A 16,339-nucleotide genomic window follows, 5' to 3' on the forward strand; every position below is an offset into this window, starting at 1 on the left:
GGCTGGCCGACGGGTCACCGTCCGGCAAACCGACAGTCAGCGCACCGGCCCGGCAAAAGTGACGGAACCCCGCCTGTACGATGGCGCGTCGTGGCTGTGCCGGTGGTAGACCCTTCGCTGAATCCCGTGACCGACGCCGACCCGGTGGAGGCCGAGTCGACACGGCGGCCTCGACGCCGTCCGGCCCGAGCCGACCTGTTGGCCCTCGGAGCCTATGTGCTGCTGGGCGTCTTCGTCTGCCTCAACTACTGGGGTGACGTCAACGGCCGGGTCTCCTCGCACCTGCCCACCGACCACAGCTGGTTCGAGTGGCTGTTCGCGCACGGCGAGTACTCGGTGCGGCACCTGGAGAACCCGCTGTTCACGGCCCGTCAGAACGCCCCGGACGGGGTGAACATGATGGCAAACACCTCGCTGCTCGGGGTGACCCTGCCGCTGGCCCCGCTGACCATGCTGCTCGGCCCCCAGGTGGTGTACGCGATCTACCTGGGCGCGGCGCTCGCGGCCACCGCCGGCACCGGCTACTGGATGCTCTCCCGCCACCTGGTGCGCTCCCGGGCGGCGGCGTTCGTCGGCGGCGCGTTCCTCGGCTTCGCGCCGGGAATCATCCACCACGCCAACGGCCAGCCGAACTTCGTCTCCAACTTCCTGCTCCCGCTGATCGTGGTGCGGGTGCTGACCCTGGGCGAGCCGGGCCGGTGGCGACGCAACGGGCTCGTGCTCGGTGCGCTGGTGGCGTACCAGATCTTCATCAACGAGGAGATGCTGCTGCTCACCGCGCTGGCCTGCCTGGTCATCGTGCTGGCGTACGCCGTGCAGCGGCCGCGAGCGACCCGGGCCGTCGCCGGCACCTTCCTGGCCGGGCTCGGCGTCGCCGGCGGGCTGGCCCTGGTGCTCACCGCGTACCCGATCTGGTTCCAGTTCAACGGCCCGCAGTCCTACCGGGGTCTGCAGGGCGGCGTGTTCCACAACTGGGGCGAGGACCTGGTCGCCTTCGTCACCTTCGCCCGGGACACCTGGGCCGGTGACCCGGCCGTGGAGAAGACCATCGGCCTGACCGAGCAGAACACCTGGTTCGGTTGGCCGCTGGTGCTGCTCTCGGTGGTGGCCCTGGTGCTGCTCGTACGCCGCTCGCTGGCCGCCCGGATCGCCGCGGTGCTCATCGTGGTGTTCAGCGTGGCCGCGATCGGGCCGTTCGTGCGCTTCGACGGTGTGGAGACCGGTGTGCGCGGCCCGTGGTCGTACGTGTCGGACGACCTGCCGCTGGTCGAGATGATGATGCCGACCCGGTTGACGCTGGTGGTCGCCGCCGCCGTGGGCGTACTGCTCGCGTTGACCTGGGACGCCGCGCACCGCCAGGGGCGCCCGGTGGCCGACCAGCCGCGGGTGCCGGCCCAGCGGGTGGCCGAGGCCACCCCGGCGACGTCCGACGACGAGCCGGCCGCGCCGGCCGCCACGCGCCGCCGGTGGCTGCGCCCGGTGGGGTACGCGGCGGTCGCGCTCGCCGTGCTGCCGCTGTTCCCCCGCCCGCTGCCCGCCCAGCAGATCGACCCGCCGCCGCACTTCATCACCGCTGGCGGCTGGCGGCCGTACGTGCCGGCGGGTCGAACCCTGGTGCCGGTGCCGATCCCGAGCAACGTTCATGGTCTGCCGACGCTGCGGTGGAGTGCGCTGACCGGGCAGGAGTTCCCCGTTCCGGGCGGCTACTTCATCGGCCCGAACGAGCTGGGTGAGGGGGTCTTCGGTGCGCCGAACCGACCGACCAGCTCCCTCATCTACTCCACCATGGACAGCGGCACGGTTCCGGCGCTGACCGACGAGAACCGCCGCCAGGCCGTCGAGGACCTGCGGTTCTGGCGGGCGTCGGTGGTGGTGCTCGGGGCGCACCCCCGCGAGGCGGTGCTCCGTGAGCTGGTCACCGCCCTGATCGGGCCACCGCAGCGGGTCGACGACGTCTGGGTCTGGGACGTGCGCGCCCTGGTGGGTTAGTCAGCCGACCCGGTCCCGGACGTCCCACAACCATCCGCCGTCGACCGGCCGGCCCGGGCCGAGCAGGTCGTCGACGGTCCGGCGGACCGGGTCACCGTGCTCCAGGTGCCCGAGTACGACCACCGCGGCACGCCAGTGCCGCAGGTCCTCGATGGCCTGGCGGCGGTCGGCGTCGCTGAGCACCGGCACCGCGCCGGTCTCGGCCACCTCCCGCAGCAGTACCGACGTGGGCCGGTCCGGCGCACCCCAGCGGGCCGCCGGGTCGTCCGGGCCGCTGGGCCCGATGAAGTAGCCGCCCGGCGCGGCGAACCCCAGACCGGTACGGGCGGACCAGAGCATCACCGGGCTGCGCGCGGCGCCGGTGACCGGGGGCACCGCTACCACCGTCCGGCCGGGCGGCACCAGCTGACGCCAGCCACCGGCGGCGAGAAACGCCGGCACCGGCGCGACCGGCACCACGCGGATCGGCGTCGGAATCAGGGGCAGCAACGCGGCGGCGACCGCGCCGGCCCACAGCAGCCGCACCGGTACGTCCGGCGCCACGTTCGGCCCGCGCGCGGCCCCGACCCGGTCCACTGACAGCGCCACCAGCACACCCAGCACCGGTACGCAGACCAGCGCGAACCGGGCCGGCACCGCGAGATCGAGCAACGGCAGTCCGCCGACCAGCCGGTACGGCCCCGGAATGCCGGTGGCCTCGGCGTCCACCCGCAGTTCGTCGCCGAGCGAGAGCAGGGCGAAGACCACGCCGCAGGCGGCCAGCGCCCGGACCAGCGGTCGTCGCCACTGCCAGATCACGATCACCACGGCGAGCACCAGCAGGCCTGGGCCGAAGAACGAGTTCTCCTCGGTCGGATTCGGCGAGAGCAGCCCCGGCAGCCAGTCGTCACCCAGCACTGTCTGCCGGGCCGACGCGGTGAACGAGGTGACGTCCAGTTGGAAGCCCTGCGTGGCGAACGCCATCCCGGAGTAGTGCTGCGGGCCGTGGAACTGGAACCACAGCGGGTACGCCAACGGCACCGCCGCCACGCCGGCCGCCACCGCGAGTCGGCCGAAGAGGGCCGGCGCCAGTCGCCGTGCGGCCACCCGGTCGGCGAGCGCGTAACCCAGTGCGAAGACGCCGGCCGCGAGCACCAGGAAGACCAGCACCTCCTCGCCGATGAAGACCTGCCAGACGAGCAGCAGCCCCAGGCCGACGCCGGGCCGCCACACGCCGTGTCGCGTCGTCTCCGAGGCGGGCCGGAACACCAGGGCGAGAATCGCGGGCACCAGGAACTGGGCGGCGATGTGCAGGTGGGCGCCCGCCTGAGCGATCATGCCCGGGGCGAAGCCACAGATCAGCCCACCCACCGCTGCCGAGGCCCGGGTGGCGACCAGCCGGCGGCGCAGCAGCACGTACCAGGCGACGGCGGTCCCGGCGAGGCAGCAGACGACCGCCACGCAGAACGCCACCTGCGACCCGAAGAGCAGGGTGACCGGGGTGAGCGGGACACCCAGGCCGAGCACCGAGGTGTTCGCCATCAGGTTGACCCCGTCGGGCGCGTTCAACCCGGTGCTGAAGAGCGGGTTCTCCCCCTCGACCACGGCATGCGCCGCGTGGGCCAGCATCCACTCGAAGAGGATCTGGTCACCCGCCTGGTGGAACAGCCGCCACGGGTGACCCCACTGCCCGCTGGTCACCAGCACGGCGAGGCCCAGATAGCCGGCCACCACCAGCGCGTCCCGCAGCCAGGCCGGACGGAACACGCCGACCGTCGCCGGGGGCGCGATGTTCGGGGACGTCGTCCCGGTGGTCATCAGACCGAACGGTCGGTGAGCGTCCGGACGTCCCAGACCCAGACGTCCAACTCCTGGCGGCCCGGGCCGACCAGCTCCTCGACCGTACGTCGCAGCGGCTCGGCGTTCTGCTGCCGCACTGGCAGCACCAGGATCGCCGCCCGCCAGTGCCGCAGCTCGTCGGCGAAGCGCCGACGCTGCCGGTCGTCCAGCTTGGGCGTACGGCCGGTGGTCGCCACCTCCTCCAGCATCTGACCAACCCCGCTGGGACGACCGCCGAACCGGCCCGCGTCACCGGTGTTGCCGTTGCGGGGCGCGAGGAAGTAACCACCGGGGATCTTGAAGTCGAGGTTGGTGGCCGCCGCCCAGCGCATGCCGTGCGTGTTGCCCATGCTGGGCACCGGGATCGGCACCAGCGTCTGGTCCGGCCCGACGTACGCCCGCCACCGGTCGGCAGTGATGAAGTCCGGCACCGGCGGCCGGGAGACCATCCGCAGGGGCATCGGTGCGATCGGCAGCAGCGCGAAGGCCAGGCCCGCGGCGGTGAGCACGTGGACGGTACGGCGGTCGGCCGGGCGTAGCGCCCAGGCCCGCTCGACGGCGAGCGCCAGCAGCAGGCCGATCACCACGCTGGTGATGAGCCCGAACCGGGTCGGCACCACAGCGTCCAGCAGCGGCAGGTGGACCAACCACTGCCACGGCCCGGTGATCAGCTCGCGGTCCCACCAGGAGACCCGCTCGCCGAGGGAGAGCACGGCGAAGAACACGCCGGTCACCGCGAGCGCCCGAACGATCAACTCCCGGCGTAGCCAGACCACGATGCCGATGGCCAGCATCGACAGGCTCCAGCCGAAGAAGGCGTTCTCCTCGGAGTAGTTCGGCGCCAGGTTGATGTTGGCCCGCTGGTTGCCGCCGAGGGTGGGCGAGCCGGGGGCGAAGAAGGCGGCGATGTCGTTGCCGTAGTCCTTCACCGCGTCGCTGAGCCCGTGGTACGCCATTGGCCCGGCGAACTGCACGTAGAGCGGGTACGCCAGCAGCGCCCCGGCCAGCAGCGCGCAGGTCACCACGCCGGCGCCCAGGGGTCGCCACGCCGCCCCCCACCGGGCCGGCTCCTGGGCCAGCACCGCCAGCAGGAAGACCCCGCAGGCCAACGCCGTGAAGAGCAGGATCTCCTCGTTGATGAACGCCTGCGCGGTGACCAGCAGGGCGAGCAGGGCCCCATCCCGGACCGGTTTTCCGGAGCGGGTGAGCACCAGCACCCGCCACACGATGAACGGCAGCAGGAACTGACTGATGATGTTCGGGTGCCAACTGGCGTGCGAGAGCATCGCGGGCGAGAACCCGCAGAACCAGCCGCCGACCGCCGCCGCGAGCGGGGTACGCACCAGGTGGCGGGAGAGCATCAGGTACCAGGCCATCGCGGTGCCGGCGAGACCGAGCGTGACCAGCACCACGAAGGAGACCGCCGGCCCGAAGAGCAGCGTCACCGGGACCATCGGGATGCCCAGCGCCAACACGGCCGTGTTGGCCATCAGGTTGACGCCGTCCGGGTAGTTGAACTGCTCGGTGTAGAACGGGTACTCGCCGTGCAGCACCACGCGTACCGAGTGGGCGAGGAAGAACTGCACCTGCGCCGGGTCACCGGTGTAGAGCGAGGCCACCCGACCGGACGGGTCCAGCCAGATCCGGCTGGTCACCCAGAGTGCGGCGAGCAGGAACAGCCCGCCCACCGCCAGGTGCTGCCGACGCCGAGTCCACCGGCGCCACCGCGCCCGCGTCGGCACCGCGCTCTCGGCCGCTGCTCCGGGCTCGGCCCGCGTTTCGGGCACTGCCGGCGTTTCTGGGTCGGTCGGCACGTCGGGATTGGCCGGCGCTGTGGTGGGGGCGGTCGGCGCTTCGGGCTCGGCCGGTGCCGCGGTGCGGGCGGTCGGCGCTTCGGGCTCGGCCGGTGCTGCGGTGCGGGCGGTCAGCGCTTCGGGCTCGGCCGGCGCTGTGCTGGGGGCGGTCAGCGCGGGCGGGCCGGCGAAGAGGCCGGCCGGTGTGCGGTAACTCACCAGCTCGGCGGAGTCGGCTGCCGCCTCCGGGTGCGGCGCGGGCAGGGCGCGGGACTCGGCAGGCGTCACAGTCGGCGGAGTCTACCGGAGCAACCAAAACGCCCTAAACCCCCGGTGCTGTCCATTGTGGTGGGTACGAGGCCGGCCAACTGAGGTGCCGCATCGGACATCTCGTACTATGGCGCTTTCCGACAGCGACGGCGAGGCGATCGGGGGGCGGGCCAGGTGACTGCAGGCCGTCGGTACGGCAGGGCGCTTCCCGTCCTGCTGAGCGCGCTGCTGGCTGGCACGGCCTGCGGTCCGGTAGCCGAGCGGAAGCCGCAGGACCTCCGGGTCGGGTACGACAGCCTGGACGGCACCCTCGCCGTGTGGCCACCCCGAGGCGACCTCTCCGGGGACGCCACGGCGACGGCGGCGGTCACCGCAGCGGTCCGGAACTGGCGGTCGCCGGCCGACGACCGCGCGCATCTGCCCTCGTCCGGCATCCTCTTCTCCGGTCGGGTCGACGGCGCCCCGGTGGCGCTGGTGGCCGCCGACGTACCCGGCGAAAGCGCCTCCTGGCTGCTGCAACTGACCCGCGAGGGCGACCGGTACGCGGTGACCCGCGCCACCGAGTACACCGATCCGGGTTACCTCGTCTACTCCGACGTGCTGCCGGTGCAGACGGCCGGCGGTCGGCGTTACCTGGTCTCGGCCCGGGTGCAGAGCCTGCTCGGGCCGCAGGACCGGACGTTGAGGATCGCGGACGGTCTCAGCGCACCTGTCGACGTGCCGTCCTGCACGGCTGTCGGCGTTACCGCGACCCTGCGAACCACGGAGTCGCTCCCCCGTGGGCGGGCCGCCGACCGGCTGCTCGACCTGGGCACCGGCACCGTCGACCCGCGCTACCCGTTGGTCCGCGACGAGTCCGGTACGGGCCGGCGGGCGCTCACCGGCCTGGACACCTGCGTGCTGTCCGGCGATCGGGGCCCCTTCGGCAGCATTCCGCGCCGGATCGGGGACCGGGACGCCCCACGCTCGGTACCGACGTCCTGGCCGATGGCGAAGCTCACCGTGCGCTCGCTGGGCGAAGTCGCCCTCGGCGGTGGCGAGCCGGCCGAGTTGCAGCAGCTCAGCTGGGACACCGACGCCGGCGCGATGACGGCGGTGATCTACCGACCGGCCGACGGGAGCGCGCCGGTCGTCTCACCCGCCGACCGGGCCACCCCCTTGCAGGCGTACCAACTTCCGGTGCCCGGTCAGCCGCTGGTGGTGCTGAGCTGGCGGGCCACCCGGGACAGTTCCCTGTCCGTTCCGCCGGGCACTCCCCTGCTGGTCGAGCGCCCCGGCCTGGCGGTCATCCCCACCCCGTCCCGCTCCCAGACCTACAGCCTCGCCAACACCGACAAAACCCACTACCGCTCAATCTCCCCCCGCTAAACCCACCCCCCACCCCCCACCCCCACCCCACACCCCACCCCGCCCCGCCCCGCCCGCGCGATCTTGCACTTTCTGTGCCGACAAATCGACACGCAAGGTGCAATACGCCAACCGAAAGTGCAAGATCGGCGGAGGCGGGGCGGGGCGCGCAGGGCGGGGCGCGCAGGGCAGGGCGGGGTTGGATATGCGACGGCGGGCGTCCCTCGGGACGCCCGCCGTCGTTCGTCTCGTCAGTTCTGTGCGGCCGCGTCGCTGGGGGTGAGGCGGTCCGGGGTGGCATCCAGGCCGGAGATCCAACCGGTGACGTTGCGGGCCACGTCCTGAGCGGTCAGACCCAGGTCGGCGAGGATCTGCGCGCGGGTGCCGTGCGGGTGCCAGTCGGCCGGCACACCCAGATCCTTGAGCGGTACCCGGACGTCGGCGTCACGCATCGCCTGGGCGAGCGCGTCGCCCACCCCGCCGACCCGGACGCCGTCCTCGACGCTGACCACGAGCCGGTGGCGGGCGGCCAGGTCGACCAGTTCCGCCGGGACCGGACGCACCCAGCGCGGGTCGACGACGGTGACCCCGTAGCCCTGCTCGGCGACCCGGGCGGCCACCTCCATGCCCAACTGGCCGAAGGAGCCGACGGCGACGAGCAGCACGTCGGTACGGGCGGACTCGGCCAGCACGTCGACGGTGCCGACCCGGCGCAGCGCCGGCAGGTCCGCGGCGACGGCACCGGTCGGGAACCGCACCACTGTCGGGCCGTTGTCGACGGCCAGCGCCTCGCGCAGCTCCTCGCGCAGGGTGGCGGCGTCGCGGGGAGCGGCGATCCGCAGCCCCGGCACCACCCCGAAGACCGACATGTCCCAGATGCCGTAGTGGCTGGGCCCGTCCGGGCCGGTGATGCCCGCCCGGTCCAGCACGAAGGTCACCGGCAGCTTGTGCATCGCCACGTCCAGCAGGACCTGGTCGAAGGCGCGGTTGAGGAAGGTGGCGTAGACCGCTACCACCGGGTGCAGGCCACCGAGCGCCAACCCGGCCGCCGAGGTGGCCGCGTGCTGCTCGGCGATGCCCACGTCGTACACACGCTCGGGGTACTTGCGGGCCAGCTTGGCGATGCCGGTCGGCTCGGCCATGGCGGCGGTGATGCCCACCACGTCCGGGCGCTCGTCGGCGATGGCCAGCAGCTCGTCGGCGAAGACGTGCGTCCACTTCACCGACGGGGCGGCCAGCAGCGCGCCGGTCTCCACGTCGAAGGCGCTGCCGGGCCCGTGCAGGCAGTCCGCCTCGTCCTCCTCGGCGGGGCGGTAGCCGTAACCCTTGCGGGTGACGGCGTGCACGATGACCGGGCCGCCGAAGTTCTTGGCCGCGCGCAGCGCCGCCTCGACCGCGCCCACGTCGTGCCCGTCCACCGGGCCCACGTACTTGATGCCCAGGTCCTCGAACATGGCCTGCGGGGCGACCGCGTCCTTGATGCCCTTCTTGACAGCGTGCAGCACCTCGTACATCGGCTTGCCGACCAGCGGCGTGGAGCCGAGGGCGTCCTTGACGGTGTCGAGGACCTTCTCGTAGCCGGGGTTGAGCCGCAGCGAGGAGAGGTGGTCGGCCAGCCCGCCGATGGTCGGCGAGTAGGACCGGCCGTTGTCGTTGACCACGATCACGAGGGAGTTGCCGGCGGTGGCGATGTTGTTCAGCGCCTCCCAGCACATGCCGCCGGTCAGCGCGCCGTCACCGACCACTGCCACGACGCTGCGCGCCTCGCCCCGGAGGGCGTACGCCTTGGCGAGGCCATCGGCGTAGGACAGCGCCGTGGAAGCGTGCGAGTTCTCGATGAGGTCGTGCTCGCTCTCCGCCTGGCTGGGGTAGCCGGAGAGGCCACCGCGCTGACGGAGCTTGTCGAAGCCGGCCTGACGTCCGGTAAGGATCTTGTGTACGTACGCCTGGTGGCCGGTGTCGAACAGGAGCCGGTCACGGGGGGAGTCGAAGACGCGATGCATGGCGAGCGTCAGCTCGACCACACCGAGGTTGGGCCCGACGTGCCCGCCGGTACGGGAGACCTTGGTGATCAGGAAGTCCCGGATCTCGGCGGCGAGGACGTCCAGTTCCTCGCCGGACATCCGCTTGACGTCCTGCGGACCGCGAACCGTCCCCAGCAGCCGGCCGTGGTTGGCCGTGTCCTCTTCAACACTCATGACCGGAGAGTCTATCGGCCCCCCGGTACTCCGCAGCCTGGCCCGAGCCCCACGCACCCGCGCCTGGCGGGGAGTGGGCAGCTGAGCACCCGGTCAGGCGCCGACGTCGGGTGTTCTACCGCCCGTCCGGGGGAAGCAGCAGCCCGACCTGCTCGACGTGCTGCGTCATCGGGAAGAGGTCGAAGCCCCGTAGCGCCGCCAGCCGCCAACCGAGGTCGGCGAAGGTACGCACGTCCCGGGCGAAGGCGGCCGGGTCACAGGCCACGTACGCGACCGCCCGCGGGCCGGCGGCGACCAGCGCGCGGACCACCTGGGCGCCGGCCCCGGAGCGCGGCGGGTCGAGCACCACCACGTCGACCGGGCCGGTGATTCGTCGGCGGGCCAGCGCGGTCTCCACCCGGGCCGACACCACCTCGACGCTGGGCAGGTCGGCGAGGTTCTCCCGGGCGGCGGCGACACCCTGCGCCGCCGCTTCGACCACTGTCACCCGGCCGGTCGCGCCGACCCGAGCGGCCAGCCCGGCGGCGAACAGCCCAGCACCGCCGTAGAGGTCCCAGGCGACCTCGCCCGGCTGCGGGTCCAGCAACTCCAGCACGGCGGCGGAGAGGGTGTCTGCGGCGGCCGGGTGCACCTGCCAAAACGCGGACGCGGGCAGCGTCCAGTCCCGTCCGGCGGCGACCTCGCGGACCTCGGTCGGGCCACTGACCGGTACGGGCATCCCGTCGCGGATCTCCGTGATGGTCACGTCCCCGCCGGTGCTGGCGACGGTCTCCACGGCCTCGGCGGCCGGCCAGCGCGCACCGGTGGGGGTGAGCACCGGCAGCTGCTGGATGGCCGGGTGGGCGATCCGGCAGCGGTCGATCGGCACCACCTCGTGCGAGCGGTGCTTGAGCAGGCCGGCCCGGTCGGCGGCGTCGACCGCGTAGCGGACCCGGGAGCGCCAGCCGAGCAGCCCACCGGGCAACGCCTCGACCCGGACGCCGAGCCGGTCCAGCTCGACGTCGGTCAGCCCACCGAGGCGGACCAACTGCTCGCGGACCACAGCGGTCTTCCAGGCCAGCTGCGCGGCCGGTGCGACGTGCTGGAGGTCGCAGCCCCCGCAGGCGCCCGGCTTGGCGTACGGGCAGGGCGGCTCGACCCGATCCGGTGAGGGTTCCAGCACTGTCACCGCGTCGGCCCGGACGAACCCCCGGTGCACCTCGGTGACCTCGGCGATGACCCGTTCACCGGGCAGCGCGTGTCGGACGAAGACCACCTGCCCGTCCACCCGGGCGACACAGTGCCCTCCGGGGGCGACCGCGTCTACGGTCAGCTCGACCCGGTCCGTCTCGGCCAGCCCCCGCTCGAACGTCGACGAGGTCGACGCCGACGGCGTCCTGGGTGTCGCGGTCCGCGGACCGCCCGGCTCAGTCACGTGTGTTTCCCATCGTTGCGCTGTTCTCGGGCCCGCCCTCGCTGGGCGGCGCGGCGGCCACCGGCGGGGCGGCGCCCAGCGGTGGCACGGCGCTCCGTGGCCCACGCGCCGGGGTCCGGGACAGTGTGGCGTCCAGCCGGTCCAGGTTCTTGCTCGCTGTCGACGCGAGCTGCCACGGCACGCTGACCACCATCACCCCCGGCTCGAAGAGCAGCCGACCCTTGAGGCGCAGGGCGCTCTGGTTGTGCAGCAGGTTCTCCCACCAACGGCCGACCACGTACTCCGGAATGAACACGGTGACCACGTCCCGGGGCGACTTGCGCCGGGTGGAGGCGACGAAGTCCAGGATCGGGCGGGTGATCTCCCGGTACGGCGAGTCGATCACGGTGAGCGGGATGGCCATCTCTCGGCGCTCCCAGTCGGCCTGCAGGTCCCTGGTGTCCTTCTCGTCCACGTTGACTGTCACCGCGGTGAGCGTGTCCGGTCGGGTGGCGCGGGCGTAGGCGATGGCCCGCAGCGTCGGCTGGTGCACCTTGCTGACCAGCACGATCGCGTGGTTGCGGGCGGGCAGCACGGCCCGGCCCTCGTCCGGTGGGGTCAGCTCGACGGCGATCCGGTCGTAGTGCCGCCGGATCGCCAGCATCAGCACGTAGATCACCGCCATCGCGGCGATGGCGATCCACGCGCCGAGCAGGAACTTGGTGATCAGGACGATCACCAGCACCGCGCCGGTCAGGCCCGCGCCGAACGTGTTGATCGCCCGGGAGCGGACCATCCGGCGGCGCGCCTCCGGGTCCCGCTCGGTGCGCAGGTGCCGGTTCCAGTGCCGGATCATGCCGACCTGGGAGACGGTGAACGAGACGAAGACCCCGACGATGTAGAGCTGGATCAGCTTCGTCACCTCGGCCTGGAAGCCGACGATCAGCACGATCGCGAAGAGGGCGAGGAAGGTGATGCCGTTGGAGAAGGCCAGCCGGTCGCCCCGGGTGTGGAACTGGCGGGGCAGGTAGCGGTCCTGGGCCAGGATCGAGCCGAGCACCGGGAAGCCGTTGAACGCGGTGTTCGCGGCCAGGAACAGGATCAGGGCGGTCACCCCGGCCAGCACGTAGAGCAGGATCGACCCGGAACCGAAGACGGTCTCCCCGAGCTGGGTGGTGACCGTCTTCTGCACGTACCCCTCGGGGCCGGACACGATCTGGAGGTTCGGATCCTCGACGAACTGCAGGTGGGTGAGCCGGGCCAGCCAGATGATCCCGACCAACATGCTCACCGAGATGGTGCCGAGCAGCAGCAGGGTGGTGGCGGCGTTGCGGCTCTTCGGCGCCTTGAACGCCGGAACCCCGTTGGAGATCGCCTCCACGCCGGTGAGCGCGGCGGCGCCCGAGCTGAACGTCCGCAGCAGCAGGAAGACGAGCGCGAAACCGGTGACGCTGTGCTCGGCCTGGATCACCAGGTCGGCGCTCGGCGCGCGCAGCTCGTCGCCCAGCACGAAGACCCGGAACAGCCCGGTGAGCAGCATCCCGAGCATCACGATCACGAAGCCGTAGGTGGGGATGGCGAACGCCGTGCCCGACTCGCGCAGCCCACGCAGGTTGACAGCGGTGAGCAGGACCACAGCGCTCACCGCGATCAGGACCTTGTGGGTGGCCACGAACGGCACCACCGAGCCCAGGTTGGCCACCCCGGAGGAGACCGACACCGCCACGGTGAGCACGTAGTCGACCAGCAACGCGCTGGCCACCCCGACGCCGAACTTCGGCCCCAGGTTGACAGTGGCCACCTCGTAGTCGCCGCCACCGGACGGGTAGGCGTGCACGTTCTGCCGGTAGCTGGCCACCACGGTGAGCATCACCACGACCACGGCCAGCGCGATCCACGGCGAGAAGAAGTACGCGGACGCGCCGGCGATGGAGAGGGTCAGCAGGATCTCGTCGGGCGCGTACGCGACGCTGGACAGCGCGTCGGAGGCGAACACGGGCAGCGCGATGCGCTTCGGCAGGAGGGTGTGCTGAAGCCGGTCGGACCGGAACGGTCGACCGAGGAGAAGCCGCTTCAGCAGCGAGGTGGGACTGGCCACGAACGCCAAGAGTACGACCACCACGGCGGGGGCGCGGGGGTGGGCGATCACCGCTGCTCGTGACGGCGGGGTACGGTCGGTCCCCGCTCGCGACCGGGACGTGGCAGGCTCGCACTCGAAGGCCACCGGCAGCGCCAGCGGTACGCACCTTGGGAGGGACAGCGTGCACGTCGTGATCATGGGATGTGGTCGGGTCGGGTCGACGCTCGCCCACAGCCTGGAGTCCCGAGGGCACTCGGTGGCGGTGATCGACCAGGACGCCGACGCCTTCCGCCGGCTCGGCCCCGACTTCGCCGGGATCACGGTGACCGGGGCCGGTTTCGACGGCGAGGTGCTCCGGCAGGCCGGCATCGAGCGCGCGGACGCCTTCGCGGCGGTGTCCAGCGGCGACAACTCCAACATCATCTCGGCTCGGCTGGCCCGCGAGACGTTCGGTGTGTCCCGGGTCGCCGCCCGCATCTACGACCAGCGCCGGGCGCAGGTCTACGAGCGGCTGGGCATCCCCACGGTGGCGACCGTGCGGTGGACGGCGGACCGGATGCTGCGACACCTGGTGCCGGAGGGCAACGTGGAGATCTTCCGCGACCCCACGAGCACGGTGTCGATCGTCGAGGTGCCCGTACACAAGGACTGGATCGGCCGACCGGTGCGGACGCTGGAGGACGCGACCGGGGCGCGGGTGGCCTACCTGATCCGCTTCGGCATCGGCACGCTGCCCACCGGCTCCACGGTCATGCAGGAGGGCGACCAGGTGTTCATGCTGGTCAGCGATGACATCGTGGCGACGGTCACGTCGGTGGCGGCGACGCCGCCGGAAGGAGGGCACTGAGCCATGCGGGTCGCCATCGCGGGCGCGGGCAACGTGGGCCGCTCGATCGCCCAGGAGCTGATCGACAACGGCCACCAGGTGATGCTGATCGAGCGTCAGCCCAAGATGCTGCGCCCGGACCGGGTGCCGGCCGCCGAGTGGGTGCTGGCCGACGCGTGCGAGCTGTCCAGCCTGGAGGAGGCCGACGTCGCCGGCTGCGACGTGGTGGTCGCGGCGACCGGCGACGACAAGACCAACCTGGTGCTGTCGCTGCTGGCCAAGACCGAGTTCGCGGTGCCCCGGGTGGTCGCCCGGGTCAACCGGGCCGAGAACGAGTGGTTGTTCACCGAGCAGTGGGGCGTGGACGTCGCGGTGAGCAAGCCGCGGGTGATGGCCGCGCTCGTCGAGGAGGCGGTCACCGTCGGCGACCTGGTCCGGCTGATGACCTTCCGACAGGGCGAGGCGAACCTCGTCGAGATCACCCTGCCGCCGACCGCCCCCTACGTCGGTCAGCCGATCCACGCCGTGCCGCTGCCCCGCGACTCCGCACTGGTGGCGATCCTGCGCGGCAAGCGGGTCCTGGTGCCCAGCCCGGACGACCCGATCGAGGCCGGCGACGAGCTGATCTTCGTCTGCACCGCCGAGGTGGAGGACCAGGTCCGCCAGGTGGTCCTCGGGCCGGACAGCGTCGAACGGACGCGCGGCTCACGCTGAGCCCGACCGGCGCGCTGAGCGGCCCGGATGACCGGGCGCCGCTCAGGCGCTGGGCAGCGGGGCCGGCGGCGACTCCCGGGTGACCCGACGCACCGTCCAGACCGTGATCAGCAACAGCAGCGCGTACGGCGGGTAGCCCAGCGCCAGCCGGGCCACGCCCAGGGCGGTGTCCTGGTGGGCCAGGTAGAGCCCGGCCTGCACCCCCACCTTGGCCAGCCAGACCACGCCCCAGAGCACTGTCAGCTGGGTGAAGGTGCGCACCAGCTTCGGGTCGGACCGCCACTCCGAACGGCCCTTGGCCACCAGGACCGACCAGATCCAGCCCACCAGCGGCTGGCGGATCGCGGCCGAGATCAGCAGGGCGATGCCGTAGCCGATGCCGTAGAGGATGCCGGGAAGGTAGAAGTCACGCTCATCGCCGGTGCGCCACGCGATGGCCGCGCCGACGCCGACGCCGAAGAGCCCGTTGACGGCGTGCCGGATCGGTCGACGCTGGGCCAGCCGCAGCCCTGCGATCAGCACGGCGACCGCGATCGACGCGATCACCGCCGGCCGCAACTCGCCGATGATGTTGGCGACGACGAACACCACTACCGGAATGCTGGACTCGACCAGCCCGCGCCAGCCGCCGAGCTGATCGGCCATCTGCTCGGCGATCGTCGGCAGCGGCTCCTCGTCCTGAGGGTCGGTATCCGGCTGTGCCGCCCGGTCCTGTCCCGTCGTCATCGCCGGCCTTCCGTCCGCAGTGCCATCACTTGGGCGAGTCCAGCTCGTAGTAGGGGTTGTAGATGACCTTGCGGTCGTCCCGCACGGCCACCCGGCCACGGGCGGTCAGATGCCGGCCCGGCTCGATCCCGGCGATGTGCCGTCGACCCAGCCAGACCAGGGTCACCACGTCACTGCCGTCGTACAGGTCGGCCTCGAGGGTGGGCAGATTGGTGCGCGGCGTATAGACCACGGTGCGCAGCCGACCGGCGACCGAGACCAGCTGACCCCGGGAGCACTGCTGGGCGGGGATTCCGCCGCACTCGGCGCTCTCCCGACGCAGCTCCTGCGCGTCGATCTCGGCCTCGCTGGCGGTGAACCTCTGCAGGATGCGCCGCAGCGACACCCGGCCCTCGTCGGTCGTCATGACCTCCGCGTCACCCTCTCCACGCTCGCCGTCCCCGGCCGGCACCGGCGGCGCCGGAACCGTGCCGCCAGCGTACGCCGACGGGGCTGGTTCCGGCGGGCCGGTGCGCGCCGGTCAGACCTGACGAGGCGCGGCGGCGGCGTCGCCCGCCTCGGCCTCTGCCTGGTCGGCGATCTCCCGGGGCAGCCGCAGCGGCAACGGCTCGCGGACCGGCTTCGCCTCCTGCCCACGGTCGACCACCAGGCCGTCCAGGCACTCGACGAGCGGGCCGGCCATTGCCGGGTCGGTCGCCACCGGGCCCTGGAACACGCCCCGGACCATCCAACGCGGCCCGTCGATTCCGACGAACCGCAGGTTCGTCGCGCCGTCCGGGGTGTTCACCTGGGCGTGCAGCTCCGGGCCGTACTCGCCGGCGACCTCCTGCGCGCTCGCGCCGTCACGGAGCAGCGACTGCCGGATCTCCTCGCGCACCTCGTCCCAGATCCCCTCGGACCGGGGGGCGGCGAAGACGCCCAACTGGAGCGCGTTGTCACCGTGCACCAGCACCACCTGCTGGACCACACCCTGCGGGTCGGCCTGCACCCGCACCTCGACGTCGGCGATCGCCGGGATGTGCAGGCTGCCCAGGTCGAGTCGCTGCACGTCGTCGTAGCTCTCGGAGATGTCGTACGGGCCGCGCTCCAGCGTCGGCGTGGCATCGCCCTGGTCCGGGACCTGGGTAGCCCGCTCGTCACGGGTCTGCCGCTCCGCATCGGCCCGCTTTCGGGAGAAGATCACTG

At 72.3% G+C, this 16,339-nt stretch carries 12 protein-coding genes; 4 read left to right on the forward strand and 8 right to left on the reverse strand.

All coding sequences use genetic code 11. The features are described from left to right. Window positions 1-117: 117 nt before the first annotated feature. On the forward strand, window positions 118-1,989 hold the full coding sequence (locus NIE111_RS05575; RefSeq protein WP_274530729.1) for a DUF6311 domain-containing protein: 1,872 nt from the start codon (window positions 118-120) through the stop codon (window positions 1,987-1,989). On the opposite strand, the gene NIE111_RS05580 is transcribed toward NIE111_RS05575, so the two are convergent. Both NIE111_RS05580 and NIE111_RS05585 read right to left on the reverse strand, forming a co-directional pair. Further along, window positions 1,990-3,786 (reverse strand): DUF6311 domain-containing protein, encoded by a 1,797-nt coding sequence (locus NIE111_RS05580; RefSeq protein ID WP_238683349.1) that lies wholly within the window; start codon window positions 3,784-3,786, stop codon window positions 1,990-1,992. Then, a complete protein-coding gene (locus NIE111_RS05585; RefSeq protein WP_372488287.1) occupies window positions 3,786-5,549 on the reverse strand; it encodes a DUF6311 domain-containing protein in 1,764 nt (587 codons plus the stop codon). Before NIE111_RS05585 ends, NIE111_RS05580 begins: the two co-directional genes overlap by 1 nt. Before the next feature lie 495 nt (window positions 5,550-6,044). On the opposite strand from NIE111_RS05585, the gene NIE111_RS05590 reads away from it, so the two are divergent. Continuing rightward, window positions 6,045-7,238: a hypothetical protein gene (locus NIE111_RS05590; RefSeq protein ID WP_372488281.1), complete on the forward strand. Its 1,194-nt coding sequence runs from the start codon at window positions 6,045-6,047 to the stop codon at window positions 7,236-7,238. A gap of 230 nt (window positions 7,239-7,468) precedes the next feature. Here NIE111_RS05590 and dxs read toward each other — a convergent pair whose 3' ends face one another. From dxs to NIE111_RS05605, 3 genes are all read right to left on the reverse strand, one after another. Beyond that, on the reverse strand, window positions 7,469-9,415 hold the full coding sequence (dxs, locus tag NIE111_RS05595) for a 1-deoxy-D-xylulose-5-phosphate synthase (RefSeq protein WP_238683351.1): 1,947 nt from the start codon (window positions 9,413-9,415) through the stop codon (window positions 7,469-7,471). Window positions 9,416-9,530: 115 nt separating this feature from the next. Then, entirely contained in the window at window positions 9,531-10,751 is a 1,221-nt protein-coding gene (locus tag NIE111_RS05600; RefSeq protein WP_238683394.1) for a class I SAM-dependent RNA methyltransferase, read from the reverse strand. Between the two features lie 70 nt (window positions 10,752-10,821). Next, on the reverse strand, window positions 10,822-12,906 hold the full coding sequence (locus NIE111_RS05605; protein ID WP_238683352.1) for an APC family permease: 2,085 nt from the start codon (window positions 12,904-12,906) through the stop codon (window positions 10,822-10,824). A 163-nt stretch (window positions 12,907-13,069) separates the two neighbouring features. Here NIE111_RS05605 and NIE111_RS05610 point away from each other — a divergent pair, with 163 nt between their 5' ends. Together NIE111_RS05610 and NIE111_RS05615 are read left to right on the forward strand one after the other, a co-directional pair. Continuing rightward, on the forward strand, window positions 13,070-13,735 hold the full coding sequence (locus NIE111_RS05610; protein WP_112586756.1) for a potassium channel family protein: 666 nt from the start codon (window positions 13,070-13,072) through the stop codon (window positions 13,733-13,735). Window positions 13,736-13,738: 3 nt separating this feature from the next. Further along, window positions 13,739-14,428 (forward strand): potassium channel family protein, encoded by a 690-nt coding sequence (locus tag NIE111_RS05615; RefSeq protein ID WP_238683353.1) that lies wholly within the window; start codon window positions 13,739-13,741, stop codon window positions 14,426-14,428. Window positions 14,429-14,470: 42 nt separating this feature from the next. Here the strand turns inward: NIE111_RS05615 and NIE111_RS05620 are convergent, their stop codons facing one another. The 3 genes from NIE111_RS05620 to NIE111_RS05630 form a co-directional block, all read right to left on the reverse strand. Continuing rightward, complete coding sequence (locus NIE111_RS05620) at window positions 14,471-15,154, reverse strand: DUF3159 domain-containing protein (RefSeq protein WP_210785171.1); 684 nt, start codon at window positions 15,152-15,154, stop codon at window positions 14,471-14,473. A 25-nt stretch (window positions 15,155-15,179) separates the two neighbouring features. Then, window positions 15,180-15,560, reverse strand: coding sequence for an OB-fold nucleic acid binding domain-containing protein (locus NIE111_RS05625; RefSeq protein WP_124816055.1), 381 nt, complete (start codon window positions 15,558-15,560; stop codon window positions 15,180-15,182). A 114-nt stretch (window positions 15,561-15,674) separates the two neighbouring features. Further along, window positions 15,675-16,337 carry a DUF3710 domain-containing protein gene (locus tag NIE111_RS05630; protein WP_238683354.1) on the reverse strand — a complete coding sequence of 221 codons (663 nt, stop codon included), beginning with the start codon at window positions 16,335-16,337 and terminating at the stop codon, window positions 15,675-15,677. Between the last annotated feature and the right edge of the window lie 2 nt (window positions 16,338-16,339).

Source organism: Micromonospora hortensis (genome assembly GCF_022230935.1).
GTDB lineage: Bacteria > Actinomycetota > Actinomycetes > Mycobacteriales > Micromonosporaceae > Micromonospora > Micromonospora hortensis.

Bases quoted from the DNA above. Each gene is read 5' to 3' on its own strand.
- NIE111_RS05615 (WP_238683353.1), top strand. From the start codon at position 13,739: ATGCGGGTCGCCATCGCGGGCGCGGGCAACGTGGGCCGCTCGATCGCC.
- NIE111_RS05620 (WP_210785171.1), bottom strand. From the start codon at position 15,154: ATGACGACGGGACAGGACCGGGCGGCACAGCCGGATACCGACCCTCAG.
- NIE111_RS05625 (WP_124816055.1), bottom strand. From the start codon at position 15,560: ATGACGACCGACGAGGGCCGGGTGTCGCTGCGGCGCATCCTGCAGAGG.
- NIE111_RS05580 (WP_238683349.1), bottom strand. From the start codon at position 3,786: ATGACCACCGGGACGACGTCCCCGAACATCGCGCCCCCGGCGACGGTC.
- dxs (WP_238683351.1), bottom strand. From the start codon at position 9,415: ATGAGTGTTGAAGAGGACACGGCCAACCACGGCCGGCTGCTGGGGACG.